The organism is Streptomyces sp. RGM 3693 (genome assembly GCF_050471125.1).
Classification (GTDB): Bacteria; Actinomycetota; Actinomycetes; order Streptomycetales; family Streptomycetaceae; genus Streptomyces.
The window spans coordinates 1253730-1269806 of sequence record NZ_JBMPPQ010000003.1 but is presented as its reverse complement, the minus strand read 5'-3'; the positions used below and the strand labels follow the sequence as shown (position 1 = coordinate 1269806).

The window sequence follows — 16077 nt, the reverse complement described above, 5'->3', positions numbered from 1 at the left end:
CACCGCACCGGTCCGGCACGGCGGTGTCTGAGAGGTCGGGCGGAAGGCGGCCCCAGTTCCCGGCGAAGCGGGAAATTTCCCGTGCGCGGGGGCCTCGGCACGTCGAAGTGGGCGGCGGGCAAACCCAGTTAGTCGGCCCGGAACGACCCCGAGTTCCGTCGGATAGACAGGACAAACCTCACGCCCCGAACGGCCCCCGATCGTCCGTTGACCCCCGTTCCCACCTGCCACGATGACGCGATGACCACCCCCGTGATCTCCGCTTCGCCACCCGACCGCGCCCGGCGCCCCGGACCTTCGGCTCCCCTCCGCCCGCTCCGGCGGCTGCTGCCGGCCCGCTCGGTCCTCGGCTTCGTCGCGCTCCTGGCGCTGCTGTTCGGCCTCTCGTACGCGGTGGGCGGCGCCGTCGGACCGGTCGCCCCCGGACTGCATCCCGCCGACCGCCCACGCACCGGGAACCCCGATGCGCCCGGCGGCGGAGATTCCGGCGGGATGCCCGGGATGGCGGGCATGAACGCCCGGGGAGCCGCGCGGGCCGTGCCGGCAACCGCGGTCGGCACGGCCGCGACCCACCCCGCACCCGTCCTCGCGGCACGGGGAGCACGGCGATGACGCAGCACCACCAGGCGCCCCGCCCCCGCACGGCCGGTAGCCCCGCCCCGACGCCGGCCGCCGCCCCGAGCCCGCCGGCGGACCCCGGCCGCACCACCACCCTCGCCGTCGGCGGCATGACCTGTGCCGCCTGCGTGGGCCGGGTCGAGCGGAAGCTCGGCCGGCTGGACGGCGTCACCGCCTCGGTGAACCTGGCCACCGAGCGGGCCCGGATCAGCCACCCCGCGTCGATTTCCGTCGACGACCTCATCGCCACCGTCGAAGCCGCCGGATTCACCGCCCACCTCCCCGCACCCGCCCCGGCCGCGCCCCACCCGGCCGAGACCCACCAGCCCACCGCCGGAAACGGCAACGGCCACGGCGACGATCCCAGCGGCGACGACCCTCACCATGACCGTGCGCGTGACCACTCCGCCCGCGACGGCCGCGCCGCCACTGGGGGCACTGGGGGCACCGAGGACGCCGAGGACGCCGACACCCGCGCCGAGCGCCGCCGGCTGCTGCTGACCGCCGCGCTCTCCCTCCCCGTGCTGGCCCTGTCGATGGTGCCCGGCTGGCAGTTCCGCAACTGGCAGTGGCTCTGCTTCGTGCTGGCCGCCCCCGTCGCCGTGTGGGGCGCGGCCCCCTTCCACGCCCGCGCGCTACGCGGCCTCCGGCACGGCGCCGCGACCATGGACACCCTGGTGTCGCTCGGTGTCGCCGCGTCGTTCGGCTGGTCCACCTACGCACTGTTCCTCGGCGGCGCCGGCACGCCCGGCATGACGATGCCGTTCAGCCTGCTGCCCTCGGCCGGCGACGGCACCGCCCACCTCTACCTGGAAGCCGCCGTCGGTGTCCCGCTGTTTGTGCTGGCCGGCCGACGGATGGAGGCCCGGGCCCGGCGCGGCACCGGCGCCGCACTCCGCTCGCTGGCCGAACTCGCGGCCAAGGAGGTGTCGGTGCCCGGGCCGGACGGCACCGAACGCCGCATCCCCATCGTCCGGTTGCGGGTCGGCGACCGGTTCCTGGTCCGGCCCGGCGAACGGGTCGCCACCGACGGCACCGTCGTCACCGGCAGCTCGGCCCTGGACCTCTCCCTGATCAGCGGCGAGAGCCATCCCGTCGAGGTCGGTCCGGGCGCCGCGGTGGTCGGCGGTGCGGTCAACTCCGGTGGTCTGCTGGAGGTCCGGGCCGACGCGGTGGGCGGCGACACCCAACTCGCCCGGATCACCCGGCTCGTCGAGGACGCGCAGACCGGCAAAACCCGGGCCCAGCGGCTCGCGGACGCGGTGGCCGCGGTCTTCGTCCCCGCCGTCCTGACCATCGCGGTCACCGTCCTGGGGTTCTGGCTCGGTGCCGGCGCCGACCCGCAGGCCGCGATCACCGCCGCGGTCGCCGTGCTCGTCGTCGCCTGCCCGTGCGCCCTGGGCCTGGCGACCCCGACCGCGCTGCTGGCCGCCACCGGCCGCGGCGCCCAGCTCGGGATCCTGGTCAGCGGCCCGCGGGCGCTAGAACGCCTGCGCCGCATCGACACCGTCGTCCTCGACAAGACCGGCACCCTCACCACGGGACGGATGGCCGTCAGCGACTTCACGCCGCGGACGGACGGCCGCGACCCGGACGACGTGCTGCGGCTCGCCGCCACCGTGGAGCAGGGCTCCGAGCACCCCGTGGCCCGCGCCCTCCTCGCGTACGTCCGCGATCACCGGCCCGATGCGCCGCTCGAACCGGCCGCCGCCGTCGGCGACTTCACCGCCACCCCCGGCTTCGGCGTCCGCGGCGTGACCGACGGGCGCATGGTGACCGTCGTCCGGCCGCCCGACGACCTCACCGGACTCCCGGCGCCGCTGCCGGACGCGGTCCGCGCCGCCGAATCCGCCGGCCGCACCGCGGTCCTGGTGACCGTCGACGGCACTCCGGAAGCCGTCTTCGCCCTCGGCGACAGCCTGCGCCCCGACGGCTACCGGGCCGTGGACCACCTGCGTCGCCTGGGCCTGCGGCCGGTGCTGGCCACCGGGGACCGCGCGGCCACCGCCCGGGCCGTCGCCGGACAGCTCGCCATCACTGAGGTCCACGCCCAGGCCCGCCCGCACGACAAGGCCGCACTGGTGACGACCCTTCAGGAACAGGGCGGTCGGGTCGCGGTCGTCGGCGACGGGGTCAACGACGCGGCGGCCCTGGCGCTCGCCGACCTCGGCATCGCCATGGGCAGCGGCACCGACGCGGCGATCGGCGCCGCCGACGTCACCCTCGTCCGCGAGGACCTCCAGGCGATCCCCGACGCGGTACGGCTGGCCCGCCGCACGCTCGGCACCATCCGCGTCAACCTGCTCTGGGCCTTCGGCTACAACCTCGTCACCGTGCCGCTCGCCGCCGTCGGGCTGCTCAACCCGATGCTCGCGGCGGCCGCCATGTCCGCCAGTTCCCTCCTCGTCGTCGGCAACAGCCTGCGGCTCCGCGCCTGGCAGCCGCCGACCGCCAACCGCACCGCCCGCCGCCCGGCCACAACACCCCGCGACCGCACCAACCCGCCCCGCCATCAGGGCACTTGGGAATCCGCATGAACCGCTCACGCCTCTTCGCCGGCGCCGTGCCGCTCCTCACCTGCCTGGCGACCCTCGGCACCCTCACCGCCTGGACCGCCACCGGCAACGCGGGCACCCCGGCCCGGCTCACCGCCACCGACGGCCGGGCACTGATCCCCGCCGGGAACGACGCCACCGCCGCCTTCTTCACCCTCCGCAACACCGGTACGGCGAACGACGTCCTCACCGCCGTCACCGGCCCGCCCGGTCACCGCACGATGCTCAGCCGCGACGTCGCCATCGGCCGCAACGCCCGGTCCATGGCCATGGTCGAGGGCGCCACCGTCCCCGCCGGCGGCACGTTGACCATGTCCCCGACCACCCTCGACATCATGATCAGCCCGCCGCCCCGGCTCGCTCCCGGAGACCGTCTGACCTTCACCCTCCACTTCCGCGACAGCCCGCCGTTGACCGTTGACGCCCGCGCGGTACGCCCCGGCCAGTAGCGGACCGGAGCGCGCCGCGCCGCCACCGGGGCCCACGGGCGGACCATCGCCCACCCGTGGGCCCCGTCGGCCTGCCGCGTCCGGCCGATCAGACCAGGGTGGCGGCGAGCCGGCGCGGCTGCCGGTCACCCGGCCCAGGTCTCCGGTGCGGTACGTCGCGCGGGGCCGCGGTCGCGCTCCGGTGCTGACCGACCCCGTCGGCCCGCACCGCGGACCCGGCGCCGGTCTCGCCCCCGGCCCCCGATTCCGCCTCCGCCAGCAGCGCGATCAGCGTCTCCCGGGCGCGGGCCACCCGCGAGCGCACCGTCCCCACCGGACAGCCCATCACCCCGGCCGCCGCCGCGTACGACTGCCCCAGCAGCTGCGTCAGCACGAACGCCTCCCGCCGCTGCGCGGACAGCGCCGCCAACAACTCGGCCAGCGCGATGCCCTCCTCGAAGCCCGGCACCCCGCGCGGCTGGACCCGCTCGGCGGCGGTCTGCCAGTCGTCGGTCGCCGACAGCCGCGGCCGGACCGCATGGGTGCGGATCCGGTCCGCCACCACCCGTCGGGCGATCGTCAGCAGCCAGGTCCGTGCCGACGACCGGCCCTCGAACCGCGGCAGGCTGCGCAGCGCCCGCACATAGGTGTCCTGCACCAGATCGTCGGCGGCCTGGGCCTCCCCGCTGAGGTGCGTCACATAGCGCCGCACATCGAGTTGGGTGGCCCGGACGAACTGCTCGACGGCCCGCTCGTCGCCGTCCCGGGCGGCCAGCGCCCAGCCCGTCACCGTCTCGTCGTCACGCATTCCGGAACCGCCCCTCGCCGGTCCGGACCAATTCGGGGAGGATGGGGGCATGCTCTGCTCGCGCATCCGTACGGCACTCTCCGCCCGCCTCGACGGAGAGGCGCTGCCCCCGGGGTTCGCCGCCCGCCGTCTCGACGACCACCTCGCGGGTTGTCACGACTGCCGCCAATGGGAGGCCCGCGCGCGAGCGCTGACCGCGGCCCTCGGCCACGCCACCGCGTCCCCGGCCGACGGCGACCCGGCGGCCGAAGAGGCGCTGCTCGCCCGCCTCCGGCCGGGACGACGGGCGGGCTGAGCGGCCGGGGAGCGCCGGGCGCCCGCCACGGCCCTCCCACTGACGGGGAACGGACGCGGGCAGCGGAGCCACCGGCATCCGGACAGGAATCATCATCTGGAGTCCTCTGGAGTCCTTCGCGTGATCCGGTCGCCGCGCGACGGCGCGGACGACCGGTGAAGTCGGAGCCGGGACACCGGGCGCGGGGCAACAGCCCCTGCGCCCACCGTCGGTCCGGCTCGGGAATTCGACCGTGCTGTCAGACGACAGCCGGTTCACGCGGGGGACCCCGCAAGGACATCGCATGGGCCAGCAGCAACTGCCGCACCGCGCACCGCGGCTCCTGCCGGGCGGGGCGCGGGACCGGGCCGGAGGCGGGCAGCGCCACCCGCAGTACCAGGAGCAGCGGCGCGAACAGCCAGGCGGACACGCTCCGGACGAGCCGGAACGCCGCCCGCTCCCCGCCCCACAGCCACCACGCGCTGAGCAGTGCGACCAACAGGTGCGCCGCGAGCATGCCGCCGGCGCTGCCGTGCATGCCCATATGCGACATGCCGGACGAGGGATCCATCGAAGCCATGGACCCCATCGACCCCATGGACTCCATCGAACCAGTCGCGCCCATCTGGCTCGTCTGGCTCATCTGGCCCATCGGCGACAACGCCCGCGCCGCGTCGATGTCGGCGAGGGACAATCCCTGGGCGCCGCAGAGCCAGGTGTTCGCCCAGGCGCGGGCGAGGGACGCCCGGTCCGGGCCGGTCCCGCCAACCGCCTGTCCCAGGGAGAACGCGCTGTGCAGGGCGGCTTGGGTGCCGACGGTCAGCAAACCCACCGCCACCGGACCGCGTTCACGTCCGGCCAGGCACCAGGCACCGGCCGCCGTCGCCGCACCGGCTGCGAGCAGCATCCAGCCGGGCACCGCGGCATCCGACATCACCGCGTGCCCGAGTGCAGCCAGGAGCACGCAGACCGCCGCGAACACCGCGGCGCGCAGCCCCCTGAGAACGTGCCCCGCATCCATGACAGGCCCCATCGTCGCACCTCGCCCCCGGAAGCGAACCAGGAGGGGCGGAAGAGGCGCACAACGGGCACCGGCACCCCTACGGGGCCACGTCCTCCGGCTGCGCTGCCGCCGGCCGAGCCGCCTCCGCCGCTTGCGCCGCCTTCTGGAGGGTCTTCAGCAACGCCCGCCGATCGCCGCCCGGCTCGACCGCCGCCCCGATCCGCTGCCGCAGGGTGTCCCGGACCTTCGGCCAGGTGCTCCGCCCGACGGGATGGAACTCGGCCCTGGGCATCTGGTCGATGAACGGCCACAGGGCCCGCTCGGACGGCTGGGCTGGTCGTCGATGCTGAGTGCATGCCTCCATCGGCGACGGCGACCACACCATGTTCGTCGCCTCCGACCAAGTGCTATGCCGCCCGGGAGACCTTCCAGCTGTTCGGGCCCGCACGGTCATGCCCCGTCATGGGGGCAGCTGTGAAGGCAGGGGAGAGGACCTTTCGCGGCGTGTGTTCGGTTCAGACGTAACGCGTGCCGACCCGGCACTCCAGTCGGGTGAGTGACTGGCGAGTGCTGCGTCGTGCCGCTGCTGGAGGGGGCGACCATACCGGCGAGGGGGTCACCGACGGGAAAGGATTCGCCGTGCGCCGTGCATTGATCGTCGTCGATGTGCAGAAGGACTTCTGCGAGGGCGGCAGCATTCCGGTGAAGGGCGCCGCGGACAGGGCCGCCGCCATCGCCGACCTGGTTCGGAGCGCCGACGGGAGTTACGCGTATGTCGTCGCCACCCGCGACCACCACATCGACCCGGGGGCCCACTTCTCCGAGCACCCTGACTTCGAGAACTCCTTCCCCGTGCACTGCGTCGTCGGCAGCGAGGGAGGCGAGTTCCATCCGAACTTCGTGCCTGCCGTCGACTCCGGGGCCGTCGACGAGGTCTTCTACAAGGGGGCGCACTCTGCCTCGAAGAGTGGTTTCGAGGGTTCGACCCAGGACGGCACGTCACTGGCCGACTGGCTGCGTGCCCACGACGTCGGCAATCTCGACGTCGTGGGCATCGCCACCGACCACTGTGTGAAGGCCACTGCGCTGGATGGCGCACGAGCGGGTTTCGCGGTACGGGTGCTGCTCGACTACACCGCCGGCGTTGCCGCCGACACCACCAGCACGGCGATCAGCGAGCTGCGTCGCGCGGGTGTGACGTTGAGTGGCGAGCCGGTCGTCCTCGCCTGAAGCGACTCGCACTTCCGCCGTGGACCGGCAGTTCCCCGACGGCTGCGTGAGCCGTTACCGAAAGGTGGCTGGCAACGGTCTGATGGCCCGTTGCCGGCGTCGCTCTACCGTGGCGTATGCACACCGGCGGTGACGGCCTGTCAGGCGAAGGCGACGGCGAAGCGGGCGAGGGAGATCTTGCCGGCTTTCTTTGCTGCGGCGGCGCCCATTTCGGTCCAGTCGCCGACGTTGTCGGCCATGCCCTGGGTGAAGTCGAGAGTGGTGGCGATGTCTTCCGCGGTGTCGGTGTCGTCCATGCCCGCCAGGGCGACGACGGTGCGGATCTGGGTGGCCAGGTCGACCGTTCCCTGGATCACCTTCCCGGCGACCTTGCCCTGCCTGGCGCTCGCGTTGATGAACGTGGCGCTCTTGGTGCCGAGGTAGTGGGCGATGGTCCCCGCCTCGGCCGCGGCGGCGCCGCCGGTCGCGGCGAGGAAGGCACGCCCGCTGCTGCGGAAGGCCACGCTCGCCCTGCCGACCGAGCGCATGGAGAGGTTGCCGGCCCGCGCGGCCTTGCCGAGCGCACCGACGACGGCCTGGGCGCCGAGCACGTCGGCGCCCAGGCCGATGACCGTGCCGGCGTCCCAGTCGCCCTGGATGACCGCGTCCGCGGTGTGCGCGGCCAGGGAGCCGACCGCCGTCGCGATGGCGACGGGCCCGGCCAGCGGGGTCAGCACCGGAACCATCGCCAGGACCCCGGCGACGGCGGAGACGATCCCGAGGACATCCCCGAGAATGCCCCAGAAGCTGCTCCCCCCGGCTTCCGCAGCTGCCTTGGCGGCGGCCTCCCTCAGGTACTCGACCTCCTGGCCCCGGGTCTCGACGACACGCTCGAACTCGCGGTCCAGCAGCAGGCTTTGCAGCTGGTACTTCGCCTGCACGGCGAGGACGAGGTCGATCAGGTCGCGCAGGGCCGGGTCCGGGATGCGGTCCGCTCCGTAGCCCTTGTCCTTCAGCCGCCCGAGGGGGATGGAGGAGGACCATCCACCCCCGTTCAGCGAGGGGACGTGCGCGATGTCGGGATCGGTGAAGTCGATGACCGAACGGTCCGGCCGCCGCGGGTACTTCCGCGCCAGGAGTTGATGATCAGGTCGATCCGGTAGCGGAACTCTGCGGTTCCCGGCTCGCCCTTCCAACCCCAGATCAGGCATGCGGAGGTCGGGTCGTCGGAGTGCAGTGAGTACCGATTGAGCCGCACGGTTTCGCCGGACGCCGCACCGGCCCCGCACCCGGCGAGCCCGAATGCGCACCCGCGTCCCGCCCCCGGCCGAGGCGCCGCCGGGCCGGATTCGCGGTGCGGACGCGGGTGCTGCGGGAGCCCGAGGGATACGAGAAGGGCCGGCAGGCGTATCTGCTGGCCCGCGAGCCGGTCGAGTAGCGGCCGGAACCGGGCTGTTGGGGCGCCGGGCGGCTGCCGCGCCCGGCGCCCCGCGCCGCTATCCGGCCGGCGTGCCGCTCAGTAGCCGCCCGGCCCCCGGGACGCGGGCCTCCAGGCCCAATTCGCCCAGTACGCGGTAGGCGGTCGCGGTCGCCGCCGACAGCACCGGCAGCCCGGCCGCGTCCTCGACCGGCTGGATCGCGGCCAGCGACGGCATCTGGACGCACGCCGAGAGCACCAGGGCGTCCGCCCGCCGCAGATCCAGCCGCCGCCAGTGGTCCAGCAGCGCACCGGGGTCGAGCCGGGCGACCGCCAGATTGTCCGGAACCTCCAGGCTCAGTGCGTCCACCACCTCCACCCCGGCGTCCTCGATGTACGCGGTGACCAGCGCCGTCAGCTCCTTCACATACGGCGTGACCACCGCGATCCGACGGGCACCCAGGGCCGCTATCCCCGCCAGCAGGGCGCCCGCACTGGAGACCACCGGCGCCGCCGAACCCTGTGCGCGCAGCACACCGGCGATCTCTGCCTCGGCCGTGCAGTGATGGCCGGGCCCCTGCGCCATGATGGCGACCAGACAGGCGGAGGCGACGACATCGGGCCGGGCGTCGGCGAGTTCCGCCGCGGCCCGCTCCGTCTGGGCGTTCATCTCCCGCAGCTGCTCGGGCGTGACGTGCCGCATCCGCATCCGACTGCTGTGGAAGACGAAGCGGTCCTCGGGGTGCACGGCCTCCCGGTCGCGCAGCATCCGCGGCAGCTCGGTCTCCATGGTCAGGTTCGAACTGGGCACGATCAGGCCGATGTGACGGTCCGTCACGGGGTCCTCCTCAGGACGTACGGCGTACGCGGACGTACGCGGCCATACCGGGACGAGGCACCCGCACGGTGGGCCGGGTGCCGGTCAGAAGTCCCCGGCCAGGCCCTCCCAGTGGTCGGCCAGGGATGTCAGCAGGTGCATCACGTCGGCGCGCTGCCCGGCGTCGTACGGCGCCAACAGCCGCTCGTCCAACCGCCGGGCCCGGTCGTGAGCGGCGCGCAGCGTGCGCTTGCCGTCCTCGGTCAGGAACAGCAGCTTGCGGCGACCGTCGGCGGTGTCGGTGCGGCGGACTATCAGGCCCCGGCTCTCCAGTCGCCGGGCCACGTCCGCCATCGTGGAGGTGTCCAGCGCCACCGCCGTGGCCATCGACCGCTGGTCCCGCCCCGGCGTCGCGTCCACCGCGGTCAGCACCGCGAACTGCGGCCCGGTGAGCGTCGGATCGACCGCGCGCACCCACACGGCCAGATACGCCTGGTAGAGCCGGCGCACCTGATAGCCGGGCGCCGCCGTCAGGGCCTGCGGAATCGCCACCCCGGAATCGGCGGTGCGGGGAGCCGCGGGGGAACCGGGCGCGGAAGATGTGGTCTCGTCAGCCATGGGGCAACTCAATCACGGTGCGACGGGCCGGTCCCCGCGGATGGTCATCATGTTCACGCCAGCATGCGGCGCAGTGCCGCACGCAGTGCGCCCAGCGCGGCCGGTGGGTTGTCCCAGAAGATCATGTGGCCCGCGTCCGGGACCGCCGTCACGGTGGCCGACGGCAGCAGCGCCCGCGCCTCCGCGGCCCCCGCCGCCGTGACCACCGGGCTCTGTGCGCCGTACAACAGCGCCGTGGGCCCGGCGACCCCCGGCCACCAGTCGAAGAAGTCCTCGGTCTCGAAACCGCGGTGGGTGGCGGAGATCGCCCGCCGGTCGCAACTGGACAGCCACCGCGCCCGCAGCTCCTGTTCGCGGCGCGGCCATCGCGGCCACGACCGGGCCACCTCGTCGGCGTCCGTACCGCGTTCGGCCTCCGCCAGTTGCCCCAGGAACGCCGCCAGCGGGGTCGGGTACGGACCGCGGCCCGGCCCGCTCAGCGGCGGATCGGCCAGTACGCTGCCGCCGAGCGTCACCTTGCCGCGCGCCGCGACCACCGCCGCGATCCGCGCGCCCAGGGAATGCCCGAAAAGCAGCGGCCGGGCCAACCCGAACCCCTCGATCACCGCCTCGGTGTCCGCGGCGTACGCCTCCAGTCCGTAGCCGCACCCGTCGCACCCGCCGCCACCGCCGTCCTCCGGGCCGTCACCGCTCCCGTCCGACAGCCCGCGCCCGCGCATGTCGACCACCAACGGTCGTACCAGCTCGGTGAGTTCGCGGGCGACGAAGTCCATGGTGACGGCCGGACTGGTGATGCCCGGCAGGACGACCAGCGCGGGTCCGCCACCGCCGTAGTCCAGCACGTGCAGCCGGGTGGCCCCCGAGCGCACCCATCGGCTGGTGGCGGGCACGTCGGCCAGGTCCGCGAGTGCGGATTGCCGCACGAACCGGGCAGGCGGGGCGGACCGTGCGGAGTGCGGCATGGGGACACCTTCCTGACGGAGCACGAGAGCGGAGGAGGGGAGGGGAGGGGAGGGGAGGGGAGGGGGCGGCGGGCTGGTGGGCGGGGCGGTTCAACCGTCCACCAGCCCGCCCAGGTAGCCGACCGCGTCCTCCAGCGCGATGACATCGCCGTACTTGGCCTGGATGTCGAAGAGGGCCGCATCGTGCGGGCCCACCGCCCGGTCCCCGACGCACTCCCGCGGGACCAGCACCGGGAAGCCGGACTGCACCGCGTCGACCGCCGTGGCCCGCACGCAGCCGCTGGTAGTCGCACCGCACACCACCGCGGTATCGCAGCCCAGCGAGGTCAGGGTGGCGGCCAACGAGGTGCCGAAGAACGCCGAGGCGCCCTTCTTCACCACCAGCGGGTCGGTCTCCCGCCGCGGCAGCCGCGGATCGACCGCAACCGCCTCGCTGCCCTCCAACAGCGCGCCCAGCCCCGGCGCCTTGCGCAGCCAGGCGAGGTGGCCGCCGGACACCTCGGCGGGCGCGTAGGCGAGGGCGGTGAACACCACCGGAACGCCGGCGGGCCGGCCCGCCTCGATCAGTCGGGCGGTGGCCCCGACGACCCCGCTCAGATCGGCACCGGTCGGGAAGCGGTCCTCGGTGAACCCCCGGGTCAGATCGACGACGATGAGCGCGGGCCGCCGGCCGCGGCGCACCGGGGCACCGAACCCGGCCCGCTCATAGGTACGGTCGGTGGCCGTTCCGTAGTGGCTCATGAGCGCCCCCGCCGCAGCGTCTTGAGCTCCCGCCGCATCCCGGCGAGCCGCCCCAGCAACCACCCCTCGCACACCCCGACCGCGAACGCCGCGGCCAGCGGCCCGTACTTGACCAGCACCGGCCCGACGGCGGGCCCGACCAGAACTGACAAACCATCAATTCCTTTCGCTGACACGGTGGTTGACGGGGGCGATGCCTGTGGGGATGCGGGTTCCGGTGGCCGCGCGGCGCCACCGTTCCGCTCCGTCTCCAGCAGCCCGCCCAGGTTCCGGGCGAACTGCTCCAGGATGCGGGTCGAGACGGTTCCGATCGCGCCCTTCCCGAACTGGGCCAGCTTGCCGCGGATCACCAGATCCGTGACCAGCTCCAGCCGCGCCCCCTCCGGCGCCTCGGCGACGGTCAGCGTCACCTCCGCCTCCGCGTCACCGTTCCCGTGGGCATCCGCCCCGCGGGCCTGCACCCGTAGCCGCCGGCGGTCGGCGTCGGTCTCCAGGAACCGCACCGTGCCGGCGTACGCGGCCGTGACCGGCCCGACCTTGACCCGGACCCGGCCCTGCCAGGCGTCGCCGTCCCGACCGTCGAGCACCGCGCCCGGCATGCAGGACGCCACCCGTTCCACGTCGTTGACCAGCGCGAACACCGCATCCGGCGGCGCCTGTACCGGCACCGTGTTGCTGAGCTGCATCACTTCTCCTTCCGGGCGTCCGACCGGGCGGCCCGCTCGGCGCGGCGGGCCGCGGCGCAGTCCTCGATCGCCTCGACGATGGGCTGATATCCGGTGCACCGGCACAGATTGGCGGCCACCACCTCGCGGATCTCCTCCTTGTCGGGGTCCGGCCGCTCGGCGAGGAACCCCTCGGCGAGCATCAGGAATCCCGGGGTGCAGAAGCCGCACTGGAGGGCGTGGCGGGCCCGGAACGCGCGCTGGAGATCGCTCAGTTGGCCGGCGGGATCGCGCACACCGTCCGGCGCGTCCGGCGCTCCCGCCGACAGCGCCTCGACGGTGCGGATCCGCGCCCCCTCCGCCTGCGCCGCGAACATCAGACAGGACCGCACCGGCCGCCCGTCGACCAGGACCGTGCAGGCGCCGCAGATGCCGTGCTCACAGCCGACATGGGTACCGGTCAGCCGTAGTTCGTGGCGGAGCACGTCCACCAGTGTGCGGCGCGGTTCGGTGATCACCTCGTGCCGCTCACCGTTCACGTCCAGCACCATCAGCTGGAGTTCCCGCTCCGCCAGCGGTGCGGCGTCCGGGGGAGCGGCGGCGTCCGGGGAGGCGGCGGGTGGCTGGGGGCGGGTCGTCATCGGGCGCTCTCCTCGTAGTGCCGGCGGTGCAGCGCACGGTGCACCGTCTCGGGGGTGATCGGGGTGTCGTCCAGTTCCACGCCGGTGGGCCGCAGGGCGTCATTGACGGCGTTGAGCACGGCCGCGGGGGCGCCGATCGTGCCGCCCTCGCCGGTGCCCTTGGCGCCGGTCTCGGTGAAGGCGCACGGCGTCTGAAGATGGTGGATCGCCACCTCGGGGATCTCGTGCGCGGTGGGCACCTTGTAGTCCATGAAGCTGGTCACCGACGGCTCGCCCTGGGCGTCGTAGGTGACCTGCTCGAACAGCGCTCCGGCGATGCCCTGGGCGATCCCGCCCCGGCACTGGCCCGCCACCACCTGCGGATTGATGGCAACGCCGCAGTCCTCGACGCAGACGTAGCGCAGGATCTCCACCCGGCCGGTGTCCTCGTGGAGTTCGACGACGGTGCCGTGGGTGGCGTTGGAGAACGTCCCGTCGTTGAAGACGTCGAAGGTGGCGGTCGCGGTGAGCCCCGGTTCGATGTCCTTGGGCAGCAGATCCACGCGCAGGTAGGCGAGTTCCGCCAGCTCGGGGTAGCCGATCGCGGTGCCGGGGGCGCCGCGGCGCAGCACCTCACCGTGACCGAGGACGGTCTCCGCCACGGGGACGTCCCAGCGGGCCGCCGCGATGGCGCGCAGCTTTTCGCCGAGCCGCCCGGCGGCCAGCCGGACGGCGCTGCCGCCGACCACCATGGACCGGCTGGCGAAGGTGCCCCAGCCGTAGGCGATCCGGTCGGTGTCGCCCTGGTGGATCCGCACCTTGTCCAGGTCCAGGCCGAGGCGTTCGGCGACGATCTGCGCCATGGTCGTCTCGTGGCTCTGCCCGTGGCTCATCGTCCCGGTGGTGACGGTCACCGCCCCGCTGGGATCCATCCGCACCTCGGAGAGGTCGAAGCCGGGGACGACCGCCATCTTCCGTTGGGCGAACGCGGCCGAGCCGTAGCCGGTGCGCTCGCTGAAGCAGGAGTAGCCGATGCCCAGGTGCCGGCCCTCCGCCCGGGCCGTGCGCTGCCGCTCGTACCAGCCCTCGGCGCGCAGCGTCCGCTCGCACAGGTCCAGCGACTCCCGGTAGGAACCGGGGTCGTAGGTGATGCCGTTGACACCGGTGTAGGGGAATGCGGTGATCAGGTTGCGGCGGCGGATCTCCACCGGGTCGAGGCCCAACTCCCGGGCTGCCCGCTCGAACAGCCGCTCCATGACCATCACGTACTGCGGCCGGCTGACCCCGCGGTACGGCGCGGTCGGTGCCTTGTTGGTGGCGACGGCCCGGCCGCGCACCCGGTAGGCGGGCACTTTGTAGACCCCCGGCATCTCCGCCGCGGCCATCAGCGGTTCGATGCCGGCGGTGAACGGATAGCAGGAGTACGCGCCCGTGTCGCACACCACGTCCGCGTCCAGCGCCAGGATCCGGCCGGTCGCGTCGAAGGCGGCCCGTACGTCGTAGTGCTGCTCGCGGGCCAGGAAGGACGCCGAGAGCGCGTCCTTGCGGTCCTCGATCCACTTCACCGGGCGGCGCAGCCGGAGCGCGGCCGCCGCCGTGGCGATCTCCTCCCGCCCCACCACGCACTTCAACCCGAAGCCACCGCCCATGTCGGGCACCACCACCCGCACCGCCCGCTCGTCCAGCCGCAGGCACCGCGACGCCACCGTCCGCACCTGGTGCGGGACTTGACTGCAGGTGTGGAGGACCAACTGCTCCTCCCGGTCGTCCCAGTGCGCCACCGCGCCCCGGGTCTCCAGTGGCAGGGCGTTCTGCCGGCCGGTGCGGGCCTCGACCCGGACGACGCGGTCGGCGGCGGCGAAGACCTCGTCGATGCCGTCGGTGGCGAACAGTTCCACGTCGATCAGCGTGTTCCGGGTGGCCGCGGCGTGCAGTGGCGGCGCGTCGTCGGCCAGCGCCGCCGCCGCACCGGTCACCGGCGGCCGGACGGCGTAGCGGACCCGGGCCGCCTCGATCCCGTCCTCGGCGGCGTAGGCGTCCCGGGCGACCACGATCGCCACCGGCTCGCCGACGTAACGCACCCGGTCCCGGGCCAGCACCGGCATCGCCGTGGGTACGAACTCCTCGGGCGGGCGGGCCAGTTGGGCGGTGATTTCGCCCATCGCGAGGTCGTCAGCGGTGTACGCGGCGACCACGCCCGGCACCGCGCGCACCCCGCTCAGGTCGATCGCGGTGAGCTCGCCGTGGGCGACCGTGCTGCGGACGAACTGTGCGTGCAGCATGCCCGGCAGGGCGATGTCGTCGACGAACCGGCCGCGCCCGGTCAGCAGCCGGGGATCCTCCCGACGCGGCACGGACCGTCCGATCAGCTTCCCCTCGTCCCCCTGTGCACCGTCCTCGACGTGCCTCATCGCCACCCCGCCTCCCTCGGCTCCGTCGTTCGGCTCGCTTCCGCGCACGCCCGCTCGACCAGGGCTCGGATGAGTTGCCGGCGGTAGGCCGCACTGCCGTCCGCATCGTCCGGGGGGTCGGCGGCCGCGGCGGCCGCGGCCGCACAGTCGGCGAACGAGCCGCCGTCGGCCAGCACCGCCTCGGCCTCCGGCACCCGCACCGGCACCGGCGCCACCCCGCCGAGCCCCACCCGGCCACCGCGCACCCGGAACCCCTCGACGTCGAGGTCCACCACCGCCGACACCAGCGCGAAGTCCCCTTTGCGTACGGCGAATTCGGTGAGCGCGGCGTGCGGCGCCGGCCGCGGGAAGACGACCTCGGTCAGCAACTCGTCGGGTGCCAGGACGCTGGTGTACGGGCCGAGGAAGAACTCCCCGGCCGGGACGCGCCGTGAACCGCCGGGTCCGGTGGCGACGACCCGGGCGCCGAGGGTGACCGCGAGCAGACACCATTCGGCGGTCGCGTCGGCGTGCGCGAGGCTGCCGCCGACCGTGCCGCGGGTCCGGATCGGCAGGTGACCGATCCACCCCATGGCCCGGCGCAGCACCGCGAACCCCGCGCCCAGTACCTCGTCGGGTGCGGTCTCAACGGTGTGATGGGTGGTCAGCGCCCCGATGTGCAGGGCGCCGTCGGGGGCGACGCCGAGGTGGTCGAGTTCGCGCAGGGCGCCGATGTCGACGAGGTGGTCGGGCCGGGCCAGCCGGAAGTTCATCATCGCCACCAGGCTCTGGCCGCCGGCGATGACCTTGGCGTCCTCGCCCAGTTCGGCCAGCAGCTCGGTGGTGCCGTGGACGTCGCGGGCCCGGTGGTAGCGGAAGGGGGCGGGTTTCATCCCGCCTCCTTCGTGGAAACCCCCACGTTCGCGTGGGGGAGGAAACGAAGCTCCTGCGG

At 74.0% G+C, this 16077-nt stretch carries 17 protein-coding genes; 5 read left to right on the top strand and 12 right to left on the bottom strand.

The window, feature by feature from the left end:
• Window positions 1–240: 240 nt before the first annotated feature.
• Genes ACO0M4_RS33970 through ACO0M4_RS33960 form a run of 3 tightly spaced genes read left to right on the top strand, consistent with a single transcriptional unit; the run spans window position 241 to window position 3622 of the window.
• Window positions 241–612, top strand: a complete 372-nt coding sequence (locus ACO0M4_RS33970) for a hypothetical protein (protein ID WP_430374917.1) — start codon at window positions 241–243, stop codon at window positions 610–612.
• The gene (locus tag ACO0M4_RS33965) at window positions 609–3155 is read left to right on the top strand and encodes a heavy metal translocating P-type ATPase (protein ID WP_430374916.1); all 2547 of its coding nucleotides are present in this window, start codon (window positions 609–611) and stop codon (window positions 3153–3155) included. Before ACO0M4_RS33970 ends, ACO0M4_RS33965 begins: the two co-directional genes overlap by 4 nt.
• Complete coding sequence (locus tag ACO0M4_RS33960; RefSeq protein WP_430374915.1) at window positions 3152–3622, top strand: copper chaperone PCu(A)C; 471 nt, start codon at window positions 3152–3154, stop codon at window positions 3620–3622. Before ACO0M4_RS33965 ends, ACO0M4_RS33960 begins: the two co-directional genes overlap by 4 nt.
• 88 nt (window positions 3623–3710) lie before the next feature.
• Here ACO0M4_RS33960 and ACO0M4_RS33955 read toward each other — a convergent pair whose 3' ends face one another.
• Window positions 3711–4409: a sigma-70 family RNA polymerase sigma factor gene (locus tag ACO0M4_RS33955; RefSeq protein ID WP_430374914.1), complete on the bottom strand. Its 699-nt coding sequence runs from the start codon at window positions 4407–4409 to the stop codon at window positions 3711–3713.
• Window positions 4410–4458: 49 nt separating this feature from the next.
• Here ACO0M4_RS33955 and ACO0M4_RS33950 point away from each other — a divergent pair, with 49 nt between their 5' ends.
• Window positions 4459–4704, top strand: coding sequence for a zf-HC2 domain-containing protein (locus ACO0M4_RS33950; protein ID WP_430374913.1), 246 nt, complete (start codon window positions 4459–4461; stop codon window positions 4702–4704).
• A 238-nt stretch (window positions 4705–4942) separates the two neighbouring features.
• Here the strand turns inward: ACO0M4_RS33950 and ACO0M4_RS33945 are convergent, their stop codons facing one another.
• Complete coding sequence (locus tag ACO0M4_RS33945; protein WP_430374912.1) at window positions 4943–5716, bottom strand: PE-PGRS family protein; 774 nt, start codon at window positions 5714–5716, stop codon at window positions 4943–4945.
• Window positions 5717–5783: 67 nt separating this feature from the next.
• On the bottom strand, window positions 5784–6050 hold the full coding sequence (locus ACO0M4_RS33940) for a hypothetical protein (protein ID WP_430374911.1): 267 nt from the start codon (window positions 6048–6050) through the stop codon (window positions 5784–5786).
• 275 nt (window positions 6051–6325) lie between these two features.
• Here ACO0M4_RS33940 and ACO0M4_RS33935 point away from each other — a divergent pair, with 275 nt between their 5' ends.
• The gene (locus ACO0M4_RS33935) at window positions 6326–6916 is read left to right on the top strand and encodes an isochorismatase family protein (RefSeq protein WP_430374910.1); all 591 of its coding nucleotides are present in this window, start codon (window positions 6326–6328) and stop codon (window positions 6914–6916) included.
• Between the two features lie 140 nt (window positions 6917–7056).
• On the opposite strand, the gene ACO0M4_RS33930 is transcribed toward ACO0M4_RS33935, so the two are convergent.
• The 9 genes from ACO0M4_RS33930 to ACO0M4_RS33890 form a co-directional block, all read right to left on the bottom strand.
• A complete protein-coding gene (locus ACO0M4_RS33930) occupies window positions 7057–8106 on the bottom strand; it encodes a hypothetical protein (protein WP_430374909.1) in 1050 nt (349 codons plus the stop codon).
• Between the two features lie 285 nt (window positions 8107–8391).
• Window positions 8392–9150, bottom strand: a complete 759-nt coding sequence (locus ACO0M4_RS33925; RefSeq protein WP_430374908.1) for a maleate cis-trans isomerase family protein — start codon at window positions 9148–9150, stop codon at window positions 8392–8394.
• Between the two features lie 84 nt (window positions 9151–9234).
• Window positions 9235–9747, bottom strand: coding sequence for a MarR family winged helix-turn-helix transcriptional regulator (locus ACO0M4_RS33920; RefSeq protein ID WP_430374907.1), 513 nt, complete (start codon window positions 9745–9747; stop codon window positions 9235–9237).
• 53 nt (window positions 9748–9800) lie between these two features.
• The gene (locus ACO0M4_RS33915) at window positions 9801–10709 is read right to left on the bottom strand and encodes an alpha/beta fold hydrolase (RefSeq protein ID WP_430374906.1); all 909 of its coding nucleotides are present in this window, start codon (window positions 10707–10709) and stop codon (window positions 9801–9803) included.
• 90 nt (window positions 10710–10799) lie between these two features.
• On the bottom strand, window positions 10800–11450 hold the full coding sequence (locus ACO0M4_RS33910; RefSeq protein WP_430374905.1) for an isochorismatase family protein: 651 nt from the start codon (window positions 11448–11450) through the stop codon (window positions 10800–10802).
• Window positions 11447–12136 (bottom strand): SRPBCC family protein, encoded by a 690-nt coding sequence (locus tag ACO0M4_RS33905; RefSeq protein ID WP_430374904.1) that lies wholly within the window; start codon window positions 12134–12136, stop codon window positions 11447–11449. Before ACO0M4_RS33905 ends, ACO0M4_RS33910 begins: the two co-directional genes overlap by 4 nt.
• Entirely contained in the window at window positions 12136–12756 is a 621-nt protein-coding gene (locus tag ACO0M4_RS33900) for a (2Fe-2S)-binding protein (protein ID WP_430374903.1), read from the bottom strand. The genes ACO0M4_RS33905 and ACO0M4_RS33900 overlap by 1 nt, the downstream gene beginning before the upstream one ends.
• Window positions 12753–15146 (bottom strand): xanthine dehydrogenase family protein molybdopterin-binding subunit, encoded by a 2394-nt coding sequence (locus tag ACO0M4_RS33895; protein ID WP_430374902.1) that lies wholly within the window; start codon window positions 15144–15146, stop codon window positions 12753–12755. Before ACO0M4_RS33895 ends, ACO0M4_RS33900 begins: the two co-directional genes overlap by 4 nt.
• Window positions 15143–16018, bottom strand: coding sequence for an FAD binding domain-containing protein (locus ACO0M4_RS33890; protein WP_430374901.1), 876 nt, complete (start codon window positions 16016–16018; stop codon window positions 15143–15145). Before ACO0M4_RS33890 ends, ACO0M4_RS33895 begins: the two co-directional genes overlap by 4 nt.
• Between the last annotated feature and the right edge of the window lie 59 nt (window positions 16019–16077).

Excerpts from the sequence above, each read along its gene's own strand:
- ACO0M4_RS33970 (WP_430374917.1), top strand. The coding sequence starts at position 241 with ATGACCACCCCCGTGATCTCCGCTTCGCCACCCGACCGCGCCCGGCGC.
- ACO0M4_RS33965 (WP_430374916.1), top strand. The coding sequence starts at position 609 with ATGACGCAGCACCACCAGGCGCCCCGCCCCCGCACGGCCGGTAGCCCC.
- ACO0M4_RS33960 (WP_430374915.1), top strand. The coding sequence starts at position 3,152 with ATGAACCGCTCACGCCTCTTCGCCGGCGCCGTGCCGCTCCTCACCTGC.
- ACO0M4_RS33955 (WP_430374914.1), bottom strand. The coding sequence starts at position 4,409 with ATGCGTGACGACGAGACGGTGACGGGCTGGGCGCTGGCCGCCCGGGAC.
- ACO0M4_RS33950 (WP_430374913.1), top strand. The coding sequence starts at position 4,459 with ATGCTCTGCTCGCGCATCCGTACGGCACTCTCCGCCCGCCTCGACGGA.
- ACO0M4_RS33945 (WP_430374912.1), bottom strand. The coding sequence starts at position 5,716 with ATGGGGCCTGTCATGGATGCGGGGCACGTTCTCAGGGGGCTGCGCGCC.
- ACO0M4_RS33940 (WP_430374911.1), bottom strand. The coding sequence starts at position 6,050 with ATGGAGGCATGCACTCAGCATCGACGACCAGCCCAGCCGTCCGAGCGG.
- ACO0M4_RS33930 (WP_430374909.1), bottom strand. The coding sequence starts at position 8,106 with ATGCCTGATCTGGGGTTGGAAGGGCGAGCCGGGAACCGCAGAGTTCCG.
- ACO0M4_RS33920 (WP_430374907.1), bottom strand. The coding sequence starts at position 9,747 with ATGGCTGACGAGACCACATCTTCCGCGCCCGGTTCCCCCGCGGCTCCC.
- ACO0M4_RS33915 (WP_430374906.1), bottom strand. The coding sequence starts at position 10,709 with ATGCCGCACTCCGCACGGTCCGCCCCGCCTGCCCGGTTCGTGCGGCAA.
- ACO0M4_RS33910 (WP_430374905.1), bottom strand. The coding sequence starts at position 11,450 with ATGAGCCACTACGGAACGGCCACCGACCGTACCTATGAGCGGGCCGGG.
- ACO0M4_RS33905 (WP_430374904.1), bottom strand. The coding sequence starts at position 12,136 with ATGCAGCTCAGCAACACGGTGCCGGTACAGGCGCCGCCGGATGCGGTG.
- ACO0M4_RS33900 (WP_430374903.1), bottom strand. The coding sequence starts at position 12,756 with ATGACGACCCGCCCCCAGCCACCCGCCGCCTCCCCGGACGCCGCCGCT.
- ACO0M4_RS33895 (WP_430374902.1), bottom strand. The coding sequence starts at position 15,146 with ATGAGGCACGTCGAGGACGGTGCACAGGGGGACGAGGGGAAGCTGATC.
- ACO0M4_RS33890 (WP_430374901.1), bottom strand. The coding sequence starts at position 16,018 with ATGAAACCCGCCCCCTTCCGCTACCACCGGGCCCGCGACGTCCACGGC.